Below are 23,433 nucleotides of genomic sequence, written 5' to 3'. Positions count from 1 at the left end.
ATAGGAAAAAATATGCTATCAGTCGCCACACCTGCCAAAACTCATATTGTCATTCCTGCTCGCTTTAAAAGCACACGACTACCTGGCAAACCATTGCTACAAATACATGGTAAGCCAATGATTCTTTGGGTGGCTGAAAAGGCTCAGACAGCACACTTTGCAGATGATATGTGCATTGCAACTGATGATGCAGATATCGCTAAGGTATGTACGGATGCAGGATTCGATGTCGTAATGACTAGCCCTGATCATGCCTCAGGCACAGACCGTTTAGCAGAAGTGGCTGCCATAAAAGGTTGGGCTGACCATGATATCGTGGTCAATATGCAAGGCGATGAGCCGTTAGTACCTCCGCTATTATTAGAGCAGGTAAAAGCACTTCTAGTCGCAGATGATGAGAGTGTGATGGCCACTTTATGTGAGCCTATCGATGACTATGAGACTTTTATGCGCCCATCAGTGGTCAAGGTTGTCAGTCAACAATCCAATGATTTACAGCGTGCGCTTTATTTTAGTCGTGCGCCCATTCCTTGCGATCGTGATGTTGTGTTGGCTGAGGATAATCAAAGACAACCGCCGAAAAATGCGTACCGTCACTTGGGCTTGTATGCTTATCGCGTGCGTCTATTACAGCAGTTTGTGCATTGGCCACAGACACCGCTCGAAATGCTAGAAAGTTTAGAGCAATTACGTGTGTTAGAAAACGGTGGTCATATCGCAATTGCTGCCGCTGCTTGTCATTTACCAGCAGGTGTCGATACGCAGGAAGATTTAGATCGTTTAAATGGCATGAGCCTAGCTGACTTTTTAAATCCTATTGGTAGTCTATAGGTTAATAATCCAATTCAAATTTTATACCTTCTATTTAAAGCGTCATTAACGCGCTATATCCTGAATAATCGAGCAATGTTATAGGGCGACAGCTATGAGTGACGGGACAGGAAATACGGGTGCAGCAGATATCAACGACGGCATTTATTTTGCGCCCTTATTGCCATGGCAGCAGTCGTTATGGTCGCAGCTGACAGAGCGAGTATTGCAGCAGCAGTCTTTACCTCATGCGCTACTAGCAGCAGGTATGCAAGGAATGGGCAAGCGTGCTTTTGTATGGCGACTGGTCGCTTGGTTGCTATGTCGCAGCCGTGACAGTCATCCAACAGGTGCTTGTGGCACGTGTGAGAGCTGTCAATGGCTGAGATCAGGCACCCATCCGAGCTTGCAAGTATTGCCACTGGTCAGTATGCCTATCAGTGCAGAGCATGCTGATAATAAAGAAAAATCAAGCAGCACCGCTAAAGACAAAAAATCTAGTAAAACTGCTAGTAATAATAGTGCGCTCAAGACCAAAATTGATGATATCCGCGCCTTACAACCTTTTATTTATCAAGGTGGACAAGGAATGCGGATTTGCGTATTAGATCATGCGGAGAAAATGACGATTGCAGCAGCCAATGCCCTACTAAAAACCTTAGAAGAGCCACAAGCACAAGTTCATCTGTTTTTAATCAGTGATACGCCTGCCCAGTTGCTACCAACCATTAAAAGCCGCGTACAACAGCTGGCATTACAAACGATTGAGCCTGCGATAGCTGTTGACTATGTAACAGGTGAGCTAGGTCATACTATCAATCGTGAAGCAGTCAGTACCTCTGCCATTCATCAACTTATTCAGCTGGCAAATGGCGCGCCTTTAGCAGCGATAGCACTGGCACAAGCGCCTTGGTATAGTAAGCGTGCACTGTGGTTGACGACGTGGCAAGCGTTACGTAGTGGCAAGCGCAGTAGTATCGCAGCCAGTGATTATTGGCAAAATCAGCTGAACATCGCAGAGTTTATCCAATTGTCTGAGCTGATGTTGCTTGATATGCGCCGTGTTTGTCTAGGACTGGATGAGCTACAAAAAGATGTCAACTTATCAGCATTGCTAGAGAGTTATCACCCAACTGATAGTGGGTTAGAAGCATTTGCTAATAGCTTGCAGCAAACCAAAATTGCACTACAACAAAATGTGCAAGAAAAATTTGCCTATGATAAGCTAATGCAAGAACTGGCATACTTATAAAGCAATTTTTATGGCATTTGATTATCGTTTGGCAATAGTTTTAATGCTTTGCTCTACATACCGTTAGCCACTCATAAAAACACATTTAACCCAATTAATAAAGGAAGCTAACTATGGCGATGCCAGGACGCGGTGGGGTATTAACCTGCCATATTGAAAATATCGAAATGCTATACGCCAGTTACTTATCCTTTGTGAGTAATGGGGCATTGTTTGTACCTTCGACTCAAGATCAACAGCTAGGTGATGAAGTGTTTATCGCAGTGACCTTACCGAACTCTAGCGAGCGCTTACCTATGAACGGCAAAGTGGTTTGGATAAACTCTAAAACCCAAGGTGGCCGTCCAGCAGGTTTTGCCGTGCAGATTGGTACGGATATTTCTGGTCAACGAATCAAAAACGAAGTTGAGCGACTATTGGCTGGTAAGGTAGATGGTTTGCAGGCGACTTATACGATGTAGTCTTTACAACCATTAATATTTTTATCCATTACGATAATTAGTTGTGAACAAATGCCGCTATAGAAAAGCAGCCTTATACTTGGTATAAGGCTGCTTTTTAGCAAACATATAAAAAACTGGCGGAATGTGAGAGTGTTCTAATAGCGCGGTGGCACATACATATCGTTTGGGATAGGTTCACGGTAATATTCATCATCGCGTTTTCGATTGGGTAATTCGACCTCGTCACGAGGTACTTCTTTGTAAGGGATTTGTTCGAGTAAATGGGCAATGCAGTTTAGCCTAGCGCGTTTCTTATTGTTGCCTTCTACTACCCACCATGGCGCTTCAGGAATGTGAGTTCGTTCAAACATGGTTTCTTTGGCTTTGGTGTAATCTTCCCAGCGTCGGCGCGACTGTAAGTCCATCGGTGAGAGTTTCCACTGCTTAAGCGGATCATATATCCGGCTCATAAATCGTGCATGTTGCTCGTCATCAGTAATGGAAAACCAGTATTTTACTAAGCGAATACCTGAGCGTACGAGCATGCGCTCAAACTCAGGTACTGATTGAAAAAACTCTTCATACTGTGCATCTGTACAGAAGCCCATCACATGCTCAACACCGCCGCGGTTATACCAACTACGGTCAAACAGTACAATCTCGCCAGCTGCTGGTAAATGAGCGACATAACGCTGAAAGTACCACTGCGTCTGCTCACGTTCCGTGGGAGCAGGTAATGCGGCAACACGGCACACTCTGGGGTTTAAACGCTGAGTAATACGCTTAATGGCACCACCTTTACCAGCAGAATCACGCCCTTCAAAGATGACGACGATGCGCTCACCGCGATCAACGACCCAATCTTGTAGCTTTATGAGCTCTCGTTGTAGTCGAACCAATTCGTGAAAATATGTTCGTCTGTCTAGTTTTTCCTGCTCACTCATCTCGCGGCCATCAAAACGAAAATCACGTGCACAGTCATCTATTTCATTTTCTAGCTCTTCATCATAAGTATCGATTAAATCTTGATGCATTTTTCGACGCAACTCATCATCCAGAACTTCTTTTTCGATACGCTCTGAAAGAATAGCTTGTTCTCGATTGTATTGATCTACCTGCTTTTTAGTCGCTAAAGATTCGAAATCAGTCGTTGTACGTGGTTCTGACATCACAAATTTTTCAGAACCAAAAATGACTTCCCTTAGCTTTTCTAATAAATATTTTGTCTTACCCATAAATATTACCTTTGGTTGGCATATTGGATTTTGTAAGATACTACTCCTGGTTCGCTTTTATAATAACAAAGTATAGGCAATAAAAAATGCCCTTTAATTAACTTAAAGGGCATTTTTTACAGACAGATGCTGATTAAAATAATAGATCAGCGTATTTCTTGTTTTAAACTAAATGCAATCCAGATTATTTTTCTAGAATACAAGTCACACCTTGACCACCTGCTGCGCAGATAGAGATAAGTGCACGGCCTGAGCCTTTTTGATCTAGTAATTTAGCAGCAGTTGCTAAGATACGACCACCAGTGGCAGCAAATGGATGACCTGCTGCTAATGATGAGCCGTTAACGTTTAGCTTAGTGCGGTCGATAGCCCCTAGCGGTGCATCAAGTCCTAAACGCTCTGAACAGAAGCTCTCATCTTCCCAAGCGGCCAATGTTGATAATACTTGTGACGCAAAGGCTTCATGGATTTCATAAAAATCAAAATCTTGTAAGGTTAGACCAGCGCGTTCAAGCATGCGCGGTACGGCATATGCAGGTGCCATTAGCAGACCTTCAGTCGTGCCAGACTTGCCTATGAAGTCAACGGCAGCGGTTTCTTGATGGACGATATAAGCCAATGGCTTAAGTCCATGCTCTTTTGCCCATTCATCAGTACCCAACAGTACACAAGAGGCACCATCAGTTAATGGGGTAGAGTTGGCAGCGGTCATCGTTGGGTTGGCATTCTTTTTGCCAAATACAGGTCTGAGTTTAGCCAGTTTTTCTAAGGTTGTGTCTGGGCGCAAGTTGTTGTCACGAGTCAGACCTTTGTACGGCGTGATTAAGTCATCAAAGAAACCTTCATCATAAGCACGTGCTAGATTTTGATGACTGTTGAAAGCCAGCTCATCTTGCGCTTCACGGCTGACATTCCACTCAAGTGCTGTGATCGCTTGATGATCGCCCATTGACAGACCAGTGCGTGGCTCACCGTTTTGTGGTGAATCAATTAGGTCTTTTGGATTTAGACCCATCAATGCTTTTAGGCGTTGTTTGTTGTCTTTTGCGGCACCCAATTTGATAAGTACTTTACGTAGGCCATCGCCAACTGCGATAGGCGCATCAGAGGTAGTATCAACACCGCCAGTAATGGCTGAATCGATAAGGCCCAGTGCTATTTTGTTGGCGGAAGCAAAGGTCGCTTGCAAGCCAGTACCACAAGCTTGTGAAATATCATAAGTTGGGGTATGTGGGTTGAGTGCAGTATTTAACGCGGCCTCACGGGTTAGGTTAATATCGCGGCTTAGTTTCATCACAGCACCAGCCACTACTTCACCTACGATTTCGCCTTGTAGGTTATAGCGTTCAACCAAACCATCTAAAGCAGCTGTTAGCATGTCTGTGTTGCTGACATCAGCGTATGAGCCGTTTGAGCGAGCAAATGGGATACGATTGCCGCCTAAAATAGCTACTTGGTTTAGGTTTGAGGCAGGTTTGGTTTTACTGGTCTTTTTAGCAGCAGAAGTTTTGACAGCAGTCGTCGCTGCTTTATCCTCAGTTGCTTTTTTGTCCTCAACCGTTTCAGCTTCTTTAGTCGAAGCATTTACAGTTTTTTTGACAGCTGTTTCTTTTTTAGTGCTGTCAGTAGAGGTTGATTGTGAGTTTTCGTTTTTTGTATCACTGGTTTTTACGACAGTGCTTTCGATAACAGGGCTATCAGGGTGGTTGTTTTTATTACTCATAATATTATCCTTAAAAAATATGGGTAGAAGAAAAAGAGGGTAATAATAAAAAATTCAATTGAATTAAAAAATACAGTTAAGAGATTCAAAATAGATAAGAGGTAAATATTATCATTTATTATGCGTGATGGCTGTTTAGGATAAAGCGTTTTTACGACCTTACTGTATATCTTTAGCAAACTATGTGACACTTATATATAAGGTTGATACTGGCTTTGAAAACAGTTAATAATATAACTTTCTTAGACTGGCTGGTATTGACTATTAACATTGCATAAAAGCTATTTTGATAATATATTGTTATCGATAATTCTATTTACCATAACTTATAGGTCTGATTTTAGCATAATGTTATGGTTTTTAAATCTAGAAAAAGCGGCCGTCTTGTGTACTTGCTTGTTTACAGATTTTTGTGGACATTGTCAGTTTTTGGACTTGTTTATGATGGCAGTGTATAGTTAGGCCAGTTTTGTACGCACTTACTAAATATCAATAATTATAATGTTGCCGAGTCTATATGATAGGCACATTGCATTTTTTATTTTAATCATTTTTATAAGGATTATATTATGTCAGACCGTTACGGTGATTTTGTTCAGTCTTCTCTTGGCAAAAAAGTGGCCAAAAATTTGGGTTTGCCATTACCAGTGACTCTTGATCGTTTCGAGAGTGGTGAGAATTTAGTACGCGGTAGTGTGTTGGTTGGTCGTGCTAAGGGCGAGGATAAAAGCGTTAGCGCATCGATCTCACGTATTTTGTCAGACGTACATGCTGATGTTTATGTGAACAGCAGCGACGATATCAAAGATGAATTGGCTGATGCGAGCATCGAAGCAAAAGCCAATACCGGTGGCGATGACAAATTCAAAGTTCTATTGTTTGATGCCAGTAATATCGTTAATGCCGAGCAGCTCAAAGAAGTGTATGAATTCTTCCATGCTGTTGCTCGCCGTGTCGACAAATCTGGTCGAGTCATTATCGTTGGTCGTACACCAGAAAACATTACTGACATCGAAGCAGCAATGGCTCAGCGCTCACTTGAGGGCTTTGTAAAGTCTGTTGGTAAAGAATTTAAGCGCGGTGTTACGGCACAGCTTATTTATGTTGAAGAAGGTGCAGAGCAAAATCTAGATTCGACGTTACGCTTTTTCACCTCAGCTCGTTCAGCGTATGTCTCAGGACAAGTTGTCCGCGTTAGCAAAGGCGAGTCAGTCGAAGTAGATTGGACGCAGCCTCTAGGTGGCAAAACCATGCTAGTGACTGGCGCAAGTCGCGGTATCGGTGAAGCAATCGCTCGTGTGTTGGCTCGTGAAGGCGCTCACGTTATCTGTCTCGATGTACCGCAGCAGCAAGCTGATCTACAAAAAGTAGCCAGTGAAATCAGTGGTTCTGTCGTGACCGTTGACATCACTAGTGATGACGCAGGCAAAGAAATCGCAGAAGCAGCACAAAAGCGTGGCGGTCTAGATTCTATTATCCATAATGCTGGTGTCACACGTGATAAGACATTGGCAAACATGGACGAGAAAAAATGGGACATGGTTATCGATATCAACTTAGGCAGTATTGCTAGGCTAAATCGTTACTTACTAGACAATGACGTGCTAAAAGAAAATGCACGTATCGTCTGTGTATCTTCAATTTCAGGTATCGCTGGTAACTTGGGTCAAACCAACTATGCCACCTCGAAAGCGGGTGTTATCGGTCTGGTTGATGCGACTGCTAAGCAACTAGAAGACAATGCTAAAGGTATGACCATCAATGCAGTGGCACCAGGATTTATCGAAACTCAAATGACGGAAGCGATTCCATTTGCTATTCGTGAAGCGGGTCGCCGCATGAACTCAATGAGCCAAGGCGGCTTGCCAGTAGATGTTGCTGAGACCATCGCGTGGTTTGCATCACCTGCTTCTGGTGGCTTGAATGGCAACGTTGTTCGTGTTTGTGGTCAGAGCTTACTAGGTGCCTAACACCTATTTCTAAGTAGACAGAGGTAATGATTAAGCCTATAGTAAATATATAATATAGTGCATTATTTATTATTTACCTCACATATGCTTACGAAAAAATTGCTGATAAATCGTAATAAAGCTGCCCGAGGGTGGCTTTTTTATGATAAAAACACAGAAACCATCAGCCAAATCATGTTTCGTTATAATAAGTGCTTGTAACCTGTATTAAAAATCACGTAGATTACTTATACTTTGGATTGAGTATAGCGCTTAAGATACTGTTTACTGGTAAGCCTTAACGAACGACTTTATAGCATCTCTGTATGCACCAAGAAAATTTGCTCAAGCCCCACTTAGGATTTATTATGTCAGACAAGCATTATGATGCGCTGCCAAAAGCGCATACGACCTACGCCAATATCGTCAAAAGTTTATTGCCTATCGTCAATAATGGTAAAGTTAGTAGAGATCAATTGCCGCAATCGACCTATTATGTGGACGATCTGCACATCGATCAGGGTAACTTAAACGATTATCGTAAAATTTGTGGCTTTGCTGATAATGGCAATATCCCGATTACGTATTTTTCGGTGCTGTCTCAAACGCTGCAAATGAACATGATGGTCAAAGAGCCGTTCCCATTTGCTATGCTAGGGCTGGTACACGTCGATAACAGTGTGACCCAGTATCGTCCAATTGGTGAGCGTGAAACGGTCGCTATGTCTGTCACCTTTGACAACTTGCGTGACCATGCTCAAGGTCAGCAGTTTGATTTTGTGACAACGGTAAAATCAGAGGACAAGGTGATTTGGGAAGGTACGTCGACTTATCTGTCACGTAGCAAACAACCAAGCCGTAGTAAAGATAAAAAAAGCACACCGCGTCCAGTCGTGGTCAAACCGTCAGTCAATCCAAAAGGTGTACACAGTATCTTTGAAGTACCAGAAGATATCGGTCGTCGTTATGCCTTTGTATCAGGTGACTTTAACCTTATCCACTTACATCCATTATCTGCACGCGCTTTTGGCTTCCCTAAAGCCATCGCCCATGGTATGTGGTCAAAGGCTAAGTGTCTTGCCATGATGGATGAGTTGCCAGACGCTTGTACCGTTGATGTATCGTTCAAACTGCCTATCTTTTTGCCCGCAGAAGTCGAACTCATTGCTGATCCGGTAGCGCAGCTTGAGAGCGCAGATGGCACTTGTGAGTTTGGCTTATATAGCTCTAAGAATGACAAGCCGCATTTGGCAGGTACGGTTAAATTACAGAGTGATAGTTAACAAAAGCTAGCATAGAAGTCAGTAACATGGCTGCTGTTTAACTAACAACTATTTCAATAGCAAACTTAACGAACAACTTTATACTTATGACTGCACATACGGAAGCAACAAGCCCAGAACAACTTGATAATTCAGCTGCCAATGACGATGTCGCTAACAACGACGTTGCTAATAACGACGTTGCTAATAACGACGTTGTTAACAATGAGGCTGAGACTACAAACGTCACACCTGACCAAGAGGCTCCTGATAATGGTGTCGATTTAGCTGCCATTTTTGAGCCTTATTTTCGTCCTGATGATAACACCATTGTATGCGGTGCACTCGATGACGAAAAGGTGGTAGCTTTAGCGAAAGCGGGTGTCGAGCTAGTGATTAATTTGCAGCCTGATGATGAATTGAGTTTTGATGAATCATCAGCGGTCGAGCAGGCAGGTATGCACTATGAGCATCTGCCTATTAGCGGCGCGGCGGATTTAAAACAGCTGAAAATATTGGCGTTTGACAACATTTTACGCCAAAATCATGGCAAAAAAATAGCCGTACATTGCGGAACTGGTAACAGAGTAGGCGCGGCCATTGCCCTGCGTGCAGGTTGGTTGCGTGGGCGTAAGATGGATACTGCTATGGAACGTGGGCGCAGTCATGGTTTGACTAAGCTTGCCGAAGAAGTCCATAATCGTCTATTGGTACCACGTTAAAGTATAAGCACGTTTGACGAGTAAAAAGGCAACCGATAGGTGGCCTTTTTTTTTGAGTAAATAAAAACAAGTTTGACACCGCTAATCGTATTTTTTGGGATTGGTATAATACTAAGCGCTAAGGTTTTTCATACTTAGCTATTTTATAAAACAGAGCAGGGAAACTATGACCGATAATAATAAAACTGATCATAATAATCAGATTAATACACAACTTCAGCAGCACTTACAGCAACTGCTCACCGATTTACAGCTTGATGATGCGCCAGCAGGTGGTGCGGTGGTTGTCTATCAGGCTGGCAAGTGTATTGCTCAGGCAAGTACGGGGTTGGCACGTTTAGACATGTCATGGCAGCCTGACACTTTAGCGATTAACTTTTCGACAGGTAAAGGTATATTGGCGACGCTGGTACATGTATTGGTTTCGCAGCAGATGCTTGATTACGACATGCCTATTGCACACTATTGGCCAGCATTTGCGGCACAAGGTAAAGGTAAGCTGACGCTACGCAATGTGATGTCACACCAAGCCAATTTATTTTCCATTCAAAGTATCGAGGTAGACAGTGAAGCCTTGCTTGACTGGGAATACATGCTCAAGACGGTTGCTGAAATGCCGATCACTGCACCAGACCATACCGAGCTATATGACAGTGCTTATAGTGCTTTAGTCTATGGTTGGGTGTTGGGCGGTGTGATAGAAGCCGTTACTGAACTGTCTTTGGCTGAAGCGCTGCGCCGTTATCTTACTGAGCCTTTAGGTATTGCTGATAGCTGTTACTTTGGCGTACCAGCAAGCAAAGTTAACCAAGTGGCAAAGCTAGCCAAAGATTTTGAGTCATCAAATGAAGACAACTCACAACTGCGTAGCAAGCGTCAAAAACCAACCTTAAAATTAGATTCACAAAGTGTGTTACGTGCTTACGAAAACCTGCCTAGTTATGCATGTTGGCAGCAGCAAGCCTTAGCTAATGAGCGAACCAACTTACCTGTGTTGGACACGGCTTATATTAATCGTTTGTACTTTGACACAAGCAAGCTCAATCTAAAAAATTATAAGGCAGCGCTCATACCAGTTGGAAAACAAGCGATCGATTATCATAGTCGTGAAACGCTACAGGCCGTGATTCCAGCAGCCAATGGTGTCGCCTCAGCTCAGGCATTGGCAACCATTTATGCCATGCTTGCCAGTGGCGGTGAATGGCAAGGACAGACGCTTATTGATAGCACAACCTTTGAACAGCTATCTACACCACAAGTCTCAGGACTAGATGCTGTCATGCCAGCAGCAATGCATTGGCGCTTGGGTTATCATCGCCGGTTTGATATTTGTCAAAACGAAGCCAATGAAACAGCTGATGTAAGCAAGCAAGGATTTGGGCACATGGGCTACAACGGTTCAGTAGCTTGGTGTGACCCTGAGCGCCAGTTGTCATTTGCCTTTGTCCATAATTTTGATTCAACGATGCTCAATGATATCCGTCAGTTTGCGCTAACGGAATCTGTGTTGAGTATGATTGATGCAGCGCTTTAAAAACCTTATTGATAAGTTCAATGAGGCTTATTCGGTGTCATTTTAAGTAGCCTAGTTGCACTCAAGCCATGAATGAAGATTGAGGCTAGAATCACAATTGAGCAGACAATCCATAACTTGAGTGCGTCTTCATCACCGAAGAACCCTTGGTTTAGCGCATAAGATAAATAATACAACGTACCAATACCACGGATACCTAATGCTGAGATAGCGTATTTTTCAGTGCGAGGAAGATTCAGCCCGGATAAAGCGATAAACCCACCAATGGGACGTATTAATAACAAGAAGGTGAAGCTGACGATGTAAACACGCCACGTCAGCTCAACACCTGACTGTAATCCTTGACCTAGAAAAATGCCAAACATAACCAGTACGAGCGACATAAGCAAGCCCTCTGATTGCTCTGCAAAATCATGGAGCTTATGATGGTAGCTGTGTTCATGCTCTGAACGCCGGAAGGCAAATGCTGCAATAAATACGGCGATAAAACCGTAACTATGTACAAACTCTGCTAATCCATATGCTACAAGTGTCAGGGCGATGACCACGTAGCCTTGTGAGATAGTGGTATCTTGGGTATATTTTGAAAATACCAGCTTTGCCATGACTTTACCCACGACGATACCCACCACCAAACCTGCACCAATTTTCCACAGTACATCATGGGTGAACCATGACCAGAGCATTTCACTAGTAAAGCTATTGCCTTCACTAAATGCTTCCGCTATTTTTATTGCTAAATAAACGAAGGGAAACGCCAGTCCGTCGTTAAGCCCTGCCTCTGAGGTGAGGGTAAATCTCGGTGTATCTTCGCCGCCCGTATTAGGCGGTCCTACCTGAATGCTAGATGCCAATACCGGATCGGTTGGGGCTAGCACAGCCCCTAACAAAATAGCTGCTCCAAGGCTCAAACCAAACGCATAATACCCCAAAATGGCCATCGCAAAGATACCAATCGGCATGGTAATCAGTAATAGGCGTACTGTCGGCCTCCACAATCGCCAAGACAGCTTGGTATCAATCTTGATACCAGCACCTACCAATGACACGAGCACCACGATTTCGGTTAGTTTTTCAATAATTAAACCGTTATCCATCGGATCTAAAAATGATAAGCTCGTCCACCAATAGCCCATGATTAGACCAAAGCTGACCTGTAGCATAGGTAAGGAGACGGGCGTGCGTTTAAACATAATAGGAAACAATGCTCCTAGTAAGAAAGCGACACCGCAGATTAATAAGAATAAATTATAGTTTTCGATCATAAGGAGTAGGCACGTCGTGGTTTTTAAGGGGGCAGTTTTGATAACCCTTATCATGACGCCAAAAAAAATCAATTACCGCAAAAAATCGTTATTAAAACGTCTGCTACGTTGTTTTTTGGTGAAAAAAAGCCTGCATAAGATATGCAGGCTTTTCATGGGTCTTTAGATTGATGTGTTTTAAGATAATTTATTTACCTTAAAACACAGTATGCACATTTTAGCGTTCTACTTGGCTCACATCACGGACAGCACCGGTATCGGCACTGGTCGTCATAGCAGCATAGGCACGTAGCGCAGGGGTCACATGACGATCACGGCTCACAGGTTTCCATGCATCGCGTCCGCGTGCTTCCATCGCATCTCGGCGTGCGGCCAAGTCGGCATCACTGACTTGCATGTTGATGGTACGATTTGGGATGTCGATATGGATGGTATCGCCTTCTTCAACCAGACCGATGGCACCACCTTCGGCTGCTTCAGGGCTGGCATGACCAATTGATAAACCTGACGTCCCACCAGAGAAGCGACCATCGGTGAGTAGGGCACACTCTTTACCCAAGCCTTTAGACTTTAGGTAAGTCGTTGGGTAAAGCATTTCTTGCATACCTGGGCCGCCTTTAGGGCCTTCATAGCGGATGATGACCACATCACCAGCAACGATATCATCAGCCAATACAGCAGCGACAGCATCATCTTGTGACTCAAATAGACGCGCGCGACCAGTAAATACTAAGATGCTTTCGTCAACGCCTGCGGTTTTAACCACACAGCCACGCTCTGCGATATTGCCATACAATACGGCCAAGCCGCCATCTGTAGAATAGGCATGTTGCGCACTACGGATACAACCAGACTCGCGGTTGACGTCTAGATTTGACCATTCTTTTGATTGTGAAAACGCTTCAGTGGTACGTACGCCACCAGGCGCTGCAAGGAAGCGTGCACGCGCCTCAAGGTTATCAGCGTTCATGATATCCCACTTATCAATCGCTTCTTTCATCGTTGCACTATGAATAGTCGGTACGTCAGTGCTCAGTAATCCAGCACGATCAAGCTCAGCCAATAACGCAAAGACACCACCAGCACGATGCACATCTTCCATATGGTATTTTTGTGAGGCAGGAGCGACTTTTGCAAGGCAAGGAACACCACGGCTTAGACGGTCAATATCATGCATTTTAAAGTCGATTTCTGCTTCATTAGCAGCCGCTAACAGATGCAAAATAGTATTGGTCGAGCCGCCCATGGCGATATCCAAGGTCATCGCATTTTCAAAAGCTGCTTTGCTAGCGATTGAGCGTGGCAATACTGAATCGTCATCTTGTTCATAACGGCGTTTGGCCAATGATACAATAGTGCGACCTGCTTCTAAGAATAGCTCGCGACGCAGAGAGTGAGTGGCTAGTAGTGAGCCATTACCTGGTAATGCCAAGCCTAAAGCTTCGGTCAAGCAGTTCATTGAGTTAGCAGTAAACATACCAGAGCATGAACCACAAGTCGGGCAGGCTGAGGCTTCAATAGCAGCCACATCCTCATCACTAATGCTATCATCAGCGGCATCCATCATTGCATCAACGAGGTCAAGTTTGCGAACCGCACTGCTGTCACTACTATCAGTATTGTGACTCTTACCAACGGTACTGGCTAAGATTTTGCCCGCTTCCATTGGGCCACCTGAAATAAATACCACTGGGATATTAAGGCGCATGGCGGCCATCAACATACCCGGTGTGATTTTATCGCAGTTAGAGATACACACTAGCGCATCCGCACAGTGAGCATTGACCATGTACTCGACAGAGTCCGCAATCAGGTCGCGGCTGGGTAGCGAATACAACATACCGCTATGACCCATCGCAATACCATCATCGACAGCAATAGTATTGAACTCTTTTGCAACGCCGCCTGCTTGCTCAATCTCACGTGCGACCAGTTGTCCAAGATCTTTTAGATGCACGTGACCAGGTACAAACTGGGTAAATGAGTTGGCAATGGCAATAATTGGCTTGCCAAAGTCGCCGTCAGTCATGCCAGTTGCACGCCATAATGCGCGAGCGCCTGCCATATTACGACCACCAGTAGAGGTTTTTGAGCGATAATCCATGTGATATTCCTTACAAATAGGCGAGGTTTGTGAAAATGTGCAGCCTCAGCTGTGATATTGATAGTGTGCTTTTTATGATGCGTGAGGACTAGTGAATAATTCTAGGTTGTTACCATACCATTAGCTATGAATACCTAAAAACAATTCGTTGCTTATGATAAATGATGGATCAAAAAAGTGCTATTCAAGACGCTCTAATATCGCCGTCTCAAACCACGGCAGCTCAACTTTATCTGCATCCAGTTTGGCGATAATCGCTAACGCATGAGTCGACGGCAAAAGCTGATAGTCGCTACTCACATCGATGTTCATAATCTGATCGTTGGTTGGTGCTTGTTCATCGATACTGACCAGTGCCTGCTGAGTGTTTTTATAGAGCACATCCACTCGGCCAAAAAACTGCCAGTCTTTAAAAGCTGCGGTAATCGCGTCTGCGGCTTCCTTGGTATAGATTTGCTGCGTCTCTTTGCCTGAGTTGGTCCAATGTAGACGTACTGCTAGTTGCAGAGTCTCACTAAAGACAACCAATGAGCCAATGACTTTGACATGCCACGGGCTACTCAATAGCGCTTCACTAATACCAATGAATTGAGCGGCTTCATGAGCCGTCATGGGTATATTAAATTTAGCCAGTAGCGCAGGTGTGAGTGGATGCGTCTGTTTAATCGCATCATCTAAACTGTCGTAATGATACAGAAAAGGCAAAGGAAGGTCTTGAGTGACTGTTTTTTTGCTGATTTTACAATTATGAATCCGCCAAGCGATTGTTTTATCAGTTAATGCATCTGCCAAAATAATGGTGTTCGGCGCAAGGGTTTGCGCACTATTATTCGAATTGGTTTGTTGCGCATCGCTCGCAGACACTGTGTCATCGGATATAGAGGTTGATGGCGTGTCATTCAGTGTGGAATGAGCGTGATTGTCATCTGATTGAGTCGTCAAGGTAGGCGAGTCCATAAACATCATGTTATTAAAATAGAGGGTTAATATAACATTTTAAGGGCATGGCTCGCTAATAAATTGGTGATCTGAGGAAGTGATTTATGCTGATAAAAGAATATCATTGGGTAAATAGTCAATTATGAACTAGTCGTATTTTGTTTGTTAAAAGAATGTAGAATATAACCGAATTTTTAGATAAGTATATAGATAGAGTAATTAATGAAAATCTCTTCCGATAACGAATCTATCCAAGAATGGATGACATCAGACCGTCTCTATGAAGAGTATCTCTTCTACTACTTACTCATCTGCCTATTTTGGTTTTTCGTTGGTTTGTTTTCTATTGGTATACGCATACCAGTATTCAACGATATTCAAAACCTAATACTCAACTCAGTATGGTTCTTGCTCTTATGTGTGGCTTTAAGTGTTCCTAAGTTTTGGTATCGGCTGATAAAAGGCAAAAATGCGCACCTGTTTCAAGCCACTGCCAAAGTGTATGAAACGCTAGACAGCATAGAGGATATTGAGCAAAGAGAGCAGGTATATAAGCAGATTGCTAGCAATGGCAAGTTGTCACCTAACCGACTAGAAACGCTGTCACTGGTATTTTTATTTGCATTCATACTCTTCGATATATTGTATACCCGCTGCTGGATAAGAGATCTGAGCCTAGTATGGCAGCCTGACTGGGTCAATATGTGCATTGGCTGGGTACATAATAATCTATCGATGCCTCCAATTAGTGAAGACAGACAGATTTTTAATTTATGGTTCAATGGCGGTCATAGTGACACGGTATTACAGGAGCTTTTTGGTGATGAGTGGGCGTTTTTGGCTTCTCCATTTGGTGATGCGGCAATGTTTTACCACTTTATCCGAGTGATGATGTTTGTTCCTATCTTAGCGGCATTGTCGATTGTATTGTGGAAGCCGCTGAAATGGCTGGGTATGCAGCAAATCGATCCTAGAAATATTCATAGTGCTATGTTTTTTTTACGTAGTTGTGCATGGTCGCTTATTTTTGGATTTTTTATGGCGATTGGCACATTGGGTTTTGTAACTAAAACTACTTGGTTTACGTTAGGTTTGATAGATCAAGAAGCATGGTTTGGTAATTTATATATCAACGGTTTATATATATTTATCGCTTTTGGTATCCGATTTTTTTATGGCTGGCTCGTTTTTTGGAAAAGTGTTTTTTTAAAGCTCGTTAATAAAGCCAGTTATAATTGATTTAATAATCTTGATCTCACATTGTTGGCTTGTACTCAGTTTGGATTTCGTCCACTATATAAAAAGTGATCAGCACCATTATAAATATAATGAAGTATCTAATAATCATGTAATCAAAGGAAAAATAATGACTGAATTGAATCAACAAACTACTTATGATGACAACAACATTTTTGCCAAAATGCTAAACGGTGATATTCCATACCATAAAGTGTATGAAGATGATAAAACGCTCGCCTTTATGGATATCATGCCGCAAGCAGAAGGCCATGTATTGGTCATACCAAAACAGAAGGCCGTTGATTTGGCAGATCTTGAGCCTGAATATGCTGCTGCAGTGTTAATGACGTCTCAAAAAGTCATGCAAGCCCAGCGCCAAGTGTTTGCACGAGAAGGAATTATTCAAATGCAATTAAATGGTGCGCAGGCAGGGCAGACCGTGTTTCATTATCATATACATTTGATTCCTAGCAGTATTCATGAGCTGGGTCGCCATGCCGCTGTGATGGCTGACCAAGAGCAGTTGGCCAATTTGGCTAAGCAGTTGGCAGCGGTGATTGATTCTGAATAAATAAAATACAATCGGAGATTAGGGCGTGTCTTCAATGCACCCGATAGTCATCTAAATGGGCTAAAAATGGCTAAATCTTGCCAAACATCGTCAAATAGCTGGTTAATATCCCGATATTATCTGCGCTATTTTTCTTGTTTGACGGCAATTTATCTCATTTTTATCACCATTTTTGAAATGAAGACACGCCCTAGAAGCATTAATCTCGCTTGAGATGTTAGTTATAAATCTCGAATAGGTCTATATCAATAAAAAGGTAGCTAACAAGCTGCCTTTTTTTATTGCTTGGTAATAGTCATGTAACAATCTTTGAAGTAATGTTACGAATCCAGTGCTTACCTAGGGTTTCTGAAAGGAGTGTGATAAAAATCATACCTATCTACGTTCGTTTGATTCATTTTGAGGACATTATTTTTTATGAGTAAATTACCTCGTTCGACTATTTTACTGCCAGTGTTTGTACCAGCAGCCATTATTATGCTGTTATTGGTGGTTGGTACGGCTATCAACCCTGATGCAGCGGGAGCGCTGTTCAGTGATGTGCTGAATTTTACCACCGAAACGTTTGGTTGGTTTTATATGCTGGCAGTAGCATTGTTTTTATTATTTATTATCGCATTGGCCTTTTCGCCTTATGGCGGGATTAAGCTTGGGCCTGATCATGCAGAGGCTGAGTATAAGTTCCTAGAGTGGTTTGCCATGCTGTTTTCGGCAGGCTACGGGATTGCGCTGCTCTTCTTTGGTGTGGCAGAGCCTGTCATGCATTTTGCCAGTCCGCCTATGTCTGCGCCAGAGACCATTGCCGCTGCAAAAGAAGCGATGCAGATTGCTTACTTTCATTGGGGTTTTCACATTTGGGCGATTTATGCAGTAGTAGGGTTATCACTGGCATATTTCTCCTTTCGCCATGGTTTGCCGCTATCGATGCGCTCCACCTTGTATCCTTTGATTGGCGATAAGATACATGGCCCTATTGGTCATGCGGTCGATGTGTTTGCGATTGTCGGTACCATGTTTGGTATCGCGACCAGCTTGGGTCTATCGGTATCACAAATCAACGCGGGTCTGAATTATCTCATGCCAGATCTGGTGCCTGTCAGTACGGGGGTTCAGGTCATTGCCATTGCAGTGATTACCGCTGCTGCACTGGCATCAGTGCTGGCAGGTATGGACAAAGGCGTAAAGCGACTGTCTATCTTAAACATGCTACTGGCAACTGCCTTGATGCTTTTTGTATTTATTGTGGGACCAACAATATTCATCCTCAATGCCTTTATGGAAAATACAGGTAGCTACTTGGGTAATATCGTTGAGCGTACCTTTAGTCTGCAAGCTTATGAGCATAATGACTGGATTGGTAATTGGACGTTGTTTATCTTTGCATGGACGATTGCATGGGCGCCGTTTGTTGGCCTATTTATCGCCAAAATTAGCCGTGGTCGTACTATTCGTGAGTTCGTGTTAGGGGTGATGTTAGTACCGACTTTCTTTACCTTTTTCTGGTTTGCCGTATTTGGTGACACCGCACTGAATATGATTATGATTGATGGTTATAATTCACTAATTGGTGATGTGCAAAATAACCAAGCGATTGCCTTGTTTAAACTATTAGAGAATCTGCCGTTTACTCAGTTCGTCTCTTCATTGACGGTCCTATTGATTATTACCTTTTTTGTGACGTCATCGGATTCTGGGTCATTGGTCATTGATGCGCTAGCCGCTGGTGGCCGTAGTGATACGCCGTGGTGGCAGCGGACTTTTTGGGTGGTTACAGAAGGTGCGGTCGCGTCAGCACTGTTACTGGCTGGTGGACTAGAAGCCTTGCAAACAGCCGCTATCGTGAGTGCCTTGCCATTTGCCGTTATTATGTTGATTGCGATGTTTGGAATGTGGCGTGCGTTACGTATCGAAGGCCATCGTAATCAAAGTTTGGATAATAATAGCAAGCTACCACCGCATTTATTAAATTCATCAGCATGGCGAGATCGTATTGATTACATCACTGATCAGCCTACACGAGACAAAGTCTTAAGCTATATCAAAAACGTAGTCATGCCATCGATGACTGAGGTTTCAGAGAAGTTCGCTGAAACAGGTTGGAAGCCATCTGTAAATTATGATGCCATCAATAATCGCGCGATACTGGAACTACAGCGCGGTGACGATGTTGAGTTCTGGTATGAAGTGCGCTTGTCAGAGCATGATGCCCCTGATTATTACACTGAAAAAATGGCCAATGATTTGCCACAAGAGCATCATCACCGTGCAGAAGTATATCTGCGCCGTGGCGGTCAAACCTATGATTTGTATGGTTATAAGTCAGATTCTGTCATCAACGATATCATCGATCAGTTCGAAAAATATCTGCACTTCTTAAACGTGTCTCCAGATAGCCTACCATGGCGTATGCAAGAGCACGATGAAGACATCACATTAGAGCAGGGCAGTGTGTTCGATAAATAATCGGATTGATGATGAATTAGTGTTTATTGATGCAAGTTATTCACGTTAATAGCTTGCAATAAGTGCAGGATTCCTTAGAATAACGGCTTGTTTTCTCTGCAGATCAAGCCGTTTTTTATGTCTATAGATTCTTCTGTTTTACCCTCGTCTTTGCCAGTGTCTGAGCATCCATTATTACAGCCGTTAACTATCGGTGGTCTGACGATTGAAAATCGTCTGATGGTGGCTCCTATGGCGGGTGTGACAGACAATCCTTTTCGCCGATTGTGTAAGTCATTTGGCGCAGGTCACGCAGTCAGCGAGATGATTATCGCTGATACTGCTCTTTATGCGCGCAAAAAATCACTCTATCGTGCCAATTTCGATAATGAAATTGCGCCTATTTCTGCGCAGATAGCAGGAGCGGAACCGGATAAGTTGGCTGAAGCTGCTCGTTATCAAATTGATAATGGTGCGCAGATTATCGATATCAATATGGGCTGCCCTGCCAAAAAAGTCTGCCGTAAGCTGGCAGGTTCTGCCTTGCTGCAGGATGAAGATTTGGTTGCGCGCTTGCTAGATGCAGCTGTCAATGCAGTCGATGCCCCTGTGACATTAAAAACGCGACTGGGTTATGAAAATGGCCGTGAAAATATCTTGCGAGTGGCCAAGCGGGCAGAGCAAGCAGGCATTGCTGCGATTGCCATTCACGGGCGTACGCGAGAGGATATGTATACGGGCGAAGCACGCTACGAGCTGATACGTGAAGTCAAAGAAAGCATCAGTATTCCAGTCATCGCCAACGGTGATATCGATAGCGCACAAAAAGCCCAACGTGTGTATGAGCTGACAGGTTGTGATGCCGTGATGATAGGGCGTGCCGCCCAAGGTCAACCATGGATATTTCGTGATATCGGGCATTTTTTACGGACTGGTGAGACTCTGGAAGCACCTAGTGTGAGCGAGATAAAAGAGATTGTGTTGGCGCACTTGCAAGAATTATATGGCTTTTATGGTGAGTACTCTGGTTGCCGTATCGCTCGCAAGCATATCGCTTGGTATACGACAGGCATTCCAAACTCTAATGCCTTTAGGCAAGCGATGTATGGTGAAGAGAGTACTGCTGGTCAGTTTCGCGTTGTAGAGAGTTTTTTAAAAGCCCATGAGTGATAAGTAGCGCAAGCGTTTACTGCCACAGGAATATTGGGTTATTGAATCGGTGAAATCGCAAATGCAGTAATCACACTATTATAAGTTTTTGAATTCCCAAAGTCGTCAAATTATCTGGATGCGATGGCTGTTTTATTCACTTTAGTCCATGCTTTCTTGCTATTCTATAATTGAGATGTTCATAGGCATAGGACAAACAAAAAGGAATTTTTATGGCCAATCCCTCGAAACAAGCGATAACCAAAGCAGTAACAGGTAGGAATATTATTATTACAGGAGCTTCAAGTGGTATTGGCGAACGTACGGCTTTTTTGCTTAGCGAATGCGGTGCTCATGTTATCCTATTGGCACGTACTGAAGACAAACTGAAAGCCGTTAAAGAAAGTATCGAGGAGCTTGGTGGTAATGCTGATTATTACCCTTGCGATTTGACTGATATGGATGCTATTGAAAAAGTTAGTGAGCAAATTTTGATGGATTTTGGCCATGTTGATGTCTTGGTGAATAACGCTGGTCGCTCGATTCGTCGTTCAGTTCATGAATCGGTCGATCGTTTCCATGATTTTGAGCGTACGATGGATATCAATTACTTTGGTGCCGTTAAAATAGTTCTTGGATTTTTGCCGACGATGATTAAACGTCAGACGGGTCAAATTGTCAACATATCTTCGATTGGTGTACTGGCAAACAGTCCGCGCTTTGCCGCTTATGTCGCATCCAAGTCCGCATTAGATGCTTTTAGTCGCTGCTTAGCTGCTGAAGTAAAAGGGGACAATGTGACGATTACCAATATTTTTATGCCATTGGTTCGTACACCTATGATTGCGCCTACCAAGCTATACCGCTACATGCCTGCGTTAATGCCTGATGAAGCCGCGTTGATGGTTGCAAGAGCTATCGTCGATAAGCCAAATAGCATTGCCAGTAATATGGGCAAGTTTGCGTCAGCTACTTACTCATTGGCACCAGCGATCAACGTTGGCATTCAATCGATAGGTTATCGTATTTTCCCAAGCACCCGCGCTGGAATGACTACCGATAAGAAGTTAAACCTTGCTCAGCGTGCTTTTGCCAGAATCCTTCCTGGTGAGTATCATTAAAACAGCAGATTGATTGGTTCTGATATAAGATCAAAAAGGATACTGCGGTATCCTTTTTTAGTACCTTGAGAGGTATTAATACTTATAGGAATGGGCGGGTCAGCGGTGCTTTTTAGCTAGCTAGTTATCAGAACCACGAGATTATTAGACGTTTTAAGCTTTTACTACCTTAAACCTCGCTTAGAGTGTCAAATATACATACACAATCGGCCGCCTTGTATTTCTTTTAAACTGAATCAATTATAGTAGAATAGATTTGCCATGGTCTAATCATATCGACTTCTATGTTCAATAAGATTCATAATTAAGCTTTGCATATCGGAAAATCTTAACAGCCACATAGATACACACTAAGCACTCATTCTCTGAGTGTTAAAGAATTCACATAAGATAATTTGAAGAGGTAAGAATGTTAGTTAAATTGCTACGAGAAGGTCTAGGACGAATTATTGCTGGTATAAGTGTTATGACTCAAGGTAATGCTATGAAACGCACTGAAGAAGAACAAGCTCTCGTTAATAAGGCTGGTGCAGATCTATCTTTATATCAATTTCAATCTTGTCCTTTTTGCGTAAAAGTACGTCGTCAAATTCATAAGTTGAATGTACCTATTGAGCTTCGAGATGCAAAAAATAATGCACAATTTCGCAATGAGCTGGCTGAAAATGGTGGGCGAATAAAAGTGCCTTGTTTACGTATTCAAGAAAACGATGATGTCCAATGGATGTATGAATCTAATGATATCAACGCTTATTTGCAACAGCGTTTTGGTTAGGGCATGTCCACAATTCGAACAACAACTGTTAAATGGGCTAAAAACGGCTAAAGTATGAGCACTGAAAACATGGATATCGAAAGCGAAACCGCTAACCAAGCTAACCAAATAGAAATCATCTATGAAGATGAGCATCTAGTAGCGATTAATAAAGAAGCTGGTTTACTGGTCCATCGCAGCTGGCTGGATAAAGGCGAGACGCGCTTTGCCATGCAACTCACTCGTGATGCAGTTGGCTGTCATGTGTTTCCAGTGCATCGGTTAGATAAGCCTACATCAGGCGTGTTGTTGTTTGCTAAGAGTCCAGCCGTGGCGCGCAGCCTTACTGAAGCGTTTACGGCACACAAGGTGACGAAGCAATATTTAGCTGTGGTGCGTGGCTTTATGTCAGAGCAGGGCAGTGTTGATTATGCGTTAAGCTTTAAGCCCGATGCGATTGCCGATAAGTTTGCCAATTTGGACAAACCTGCTCAAGAGGCAGTGACGCATTGGCAGAGTTTGGCACAAATTGAGCTGCCGTTTGCAGTATCAAAAAAGCATGAGACTAGCCGCTATAGTCTCATACGCTTAACACCAGAGACTGGGCGCAAACATCAGTTGCGTCGGCACATGAGACATTTATTCCATCACATTGTAGGTGATACCAGCCACGGTGATATACGTCACACACGATTTTTTCGTACTCAATATGATTGCGCACGTATGCTACTGCACGCCCAGACTTTAGCGCTCAGCCATCCGGTCACTGGCGAGCCGTTGTTGCTAAAAGCAGGATTAGACGATCAATGGCTGCGTATCCTGGAAGAATTTGGTTGGGTAAATAGTACTGAAGATTGAGCAGCGTAAAGTTGAGAGGTTATTTTTGATAATCCCTTTATCTTGTCTGAAAAGGTTTAAT

Annotated in this window: 19 protein-coding genes; 14 read left to right on the top strand and 5 right to left on the bottom strand. The window is 43.3% G+C overall.

Going from position 1 to position 23,433, the window contains the following annotated elements; translation table 11 throughout:
• Positions 1–12 precede the first annotated feature (12 nt).
• From kdsB to JMW61_RS13135, 3 genes are all read left to right on the top strand, one after another.
• Positions 13–831 (top strand): 3-deoxy-manno-octulosonate cytidylyltransferase, encoded by an 819-nt coding sequence (kdsB, locus tag JMW61_RS13145; RefSeq protein WP_201551822.1) that lies wholly within the window; start codon positions 13–15, stop codon positions 829–831.
• Positions 832–925: 94 nt separating this feature from the next.
• Positions 926–2,062 carry a DNA polymerase III subunit delta' gene (locus JMW61_RS13140; RefSeq protein WP_201551821.1) on the top strand — a complete coding sequence of 379 codons (1,137 nt, stop codon included), beginning with the start codon at positions 926–928 and terminating at the stop codon, positions 2,060–2,062.
• A 113-nt stretch (positions 2,063–2,175) separates the two neighbouring features.
• A complete protein-coding gene (locus tag JMW61_RS13135; protein WP_110923035.1) occupies positions 2,176–2,523 on the top strand; it encodes a PilZ domain-containing protein in 348 nt (115 codons plus the stop codon).
• A gap of 137 nt (positions 2,524–2,660) precedes the next feature.
• Here the strand turns inward: JMW61_RS13135 and ppk2 are convergent, their stop codons facing one another.
• Together ppk2 and JMW61_RS13125 are read right to left on the bottom strand one after the other, a co-directional pair.
• A complete protein-coding gene (gene ppk2, locus JMW61_RS13130; RefSeq protein WP_265090126.1) occupies positions 2,661–3,740 on the bottom strand; it encodes a polyphosphate kinase 2 in 1,080 nt (359 codons plus the stop codon).
• A gap of 184 nt (positions 3,741–3,924) precedes the next feature.
• Positions 3,925–5,463: an acetyl-CoA C-acetyltransferase gene (locus JMW61_RS13125; RefSeq protein ID WP_201551820.1), complete on the bottom strand. Its 1,539-nt coding sequence runs from the start codon at positions 5,461–5,463 to the stop codon at positions 3,925–3,927.
• A gap of 569 nt (positions 5,464–6,032) precedes the next feature.
• Here JMW61_RS13125 and JMW61_RS13120 point away from each other — a divergent pair.
• The 4 genes from JMW61_RS13120 (at position 6,033) to JMW61_RS13105 (ending at position 10,930) form a co-directional block, all read left to right on the top strand.
• Positions 6,033–7,433, top strand: a complete 1,401-nt coding sequence (locus tag JMW61_RS13120) for a 3-oxoacyl-ACP reductase (RefSeq protein ID WP_201551819.1) — start codon at positions 6,033–6,035, stop codon at positions 7,431–7,433.
• Between the two features lie 347 nt (positions 7,434–7,780).
• A complete protein-coding gene (locus JMW61_RS13115; RefSeq protein ID WP_201551818.1) occupies positions 7,781–8,695 on the top strand; it encodes a MaoC family dehydratase in 915 nt (304 codons plus the stop codon).
• An 86-nt stretch (positions 8,696–8,781) separates the two neighbouring features.
• Complete coding sequence (locus JMW61_RS13110) at positions 8,782–9,396, top strand: beta-lactamase hydrolase domain-containing protein (RefSeq protein ID WP_201551817.1); 615 nt, start codon at positions 8,782–8,784, stop codon at positions 9,394–9,396.
• Positions 9,397–9,562: 166 nt separating this feature from the next.
• Positions 9,563–10,930, top strand: a complete 1,368-nt coding sequence (locus JMW61_RS13105) for a serine hydrolase domain-containing protein (protein ID WP_201551816.1) — start codon at positions 9,563–9,565, stop codon at positions 10,928–10,930.
• Between the two features lie 17 nt (positions 10,931–10,947).
• Here JMW61_RS13105 and JMW61_RS13100 read toward each other — a convergent pair whose 3' ends face one another.
• The 3 genes from JMW61_RS13100 to JMW61_RS13090 form a co-directional block, all read right to left on the bottom strand.
• Entirely contained in the window at positions 10,948–12,195 is a 1,248-nt protein-coding gene (locus JMW61_RS13100; RefSeq protein WP_201551815.1) for a cation:proton antiporter, read from the bottom strand.
• Between the two features lie 217 nt (positions 12,196–12,412).
• Entirely contained in the window at positions 12,413–14,299 is a 1,887-nt protein-coding gene (gene ilvD / locus JMW61_RS13095) for a dihydroxy-acid dehydratase (protein ID WP_201551814.1), read from the bottom strand.
• A 180-nt stretch (positions 14,300–14,479) separates the two neighbouring features.
• Positions 14,480–15,256: a hypothetical protein gene (locus JMW61_RS13090; protein ID WP_227686641.1), complete on the bottom strand. Its 777-nt coding sequence runs from the start codon at positions 15,254–15,256 to the stop codon at positions 14,480–14,482.
• Between the two features lie 204 nt (positions 15,257–15,460).
• Here JMW61_RS13090 and JMW61_RS13085 point away from each other — a divergent pair, with 204 nt between their 5' ends.
• The 7 genes from JMW61_RS13085 (at position 15,461) to truC (ending at position 23,372) form a co-directional block, all read left to right on the top strand.
• A complete protein-coding gene (locus JMW61_RS13085) occupies positions 15,461–16,477 on the top strand; it encodes a hypothetical protein (protein WP_201551813.1) in 1,017 nt (338 codons plus the stop codon).
• A 127-nt stretch (positions 16,478–16,604) separates the two neighbouring features.
• Positions 16,605–17,048, top strand: a complete 444-nt coding sequence (locus JMW61_RS13080; RefSeq protein ID WP_201551812.1) for an HIT family protein — start codon at positions 16,605–16,607, stop codon at positions 17,046–17,048.
• Positions 17,049–17,465: 417 nt separating this feature from the next.
• Positions 17,466–19,511: a BCCT family transporter gene (locus JMW61_RS13075; protein WP_110923025.1), complete on the top strand. Its 2,046-nt coding sequence runs from the start codon at positions 17,466–17,468 to the stop codon at positions 19,509–19,511.
• A 117-nt stretch (positions 19,512–19,628) separates the two neighbouring features.
• Positions 19,629–20,660: a tRNA dihydrouridine synthase DusB gene (dusB, locus tag JMW61_RS13070; protein ID WP_201551811.1), complete on the top strand. Its 1,032-nt coding sequence runs from the start codon at positions 19,629–19,631 to the stop codon at positions 20,658–20,660.
• 212 nt (positions 20,661–20,872) lie between these two features.
• Positions 20,873–21,760, top strand: a complete 888-nt coding sequence (locus JMW61_RS13065) for an SDR family NAD(P)-dependent oxidoreductase (protein ID WP_201551810.1) — start codon at positions 20,873–20,875, stop codon at positions 21,758–21,760.
• A gap of 409 nt (positions 21,761–22,169) precedes the next feature.
• The gene (locus JMW61_RS13060; protein ID WP_201551809.1) at positions 22,170–22,535 is read left to right on the top strand and encodes a glutaredoxin domain-containing protein; all 366 of its coding nucleotides are present in this window, start codon (positions 22,170–22,172) and stop codon (positions 22,533–22,535) included.
• A gap of 54 nt (positions 22,536–22,589) precedes the next feature.
• Positions 22,590–23,372, top strand: a complete 783-nt coding sequence (truC, locus tag JMW61_RS13055) for a tRNA pseudouridine(65) synthase TruC (RefSeq protein WP_265090125.1) — start codon at positions 22,590–22,592, stop codon at positions 23,370–23,372.
• Positions 23,373–23,433: the final 61 nt, after the last annotated feature.

It is taken from the genome of Psychrobacter fjordensis (assembly GCF_904845995.1).
In the GTDB taxonomy this organism is placed as follows: domain Bacteria; phylum Pseudomonadota; class Gammaproteobacteria; order Pseudomonadales; family Moraxellaceae; genus Psychrobacter; species Psychrobacter fjordensis.
The sequence above is the reverse complement of the archived record's forward strand: the minus strand, read 5'-3'. Positions and strand labels throughout refer to the sequence as shown.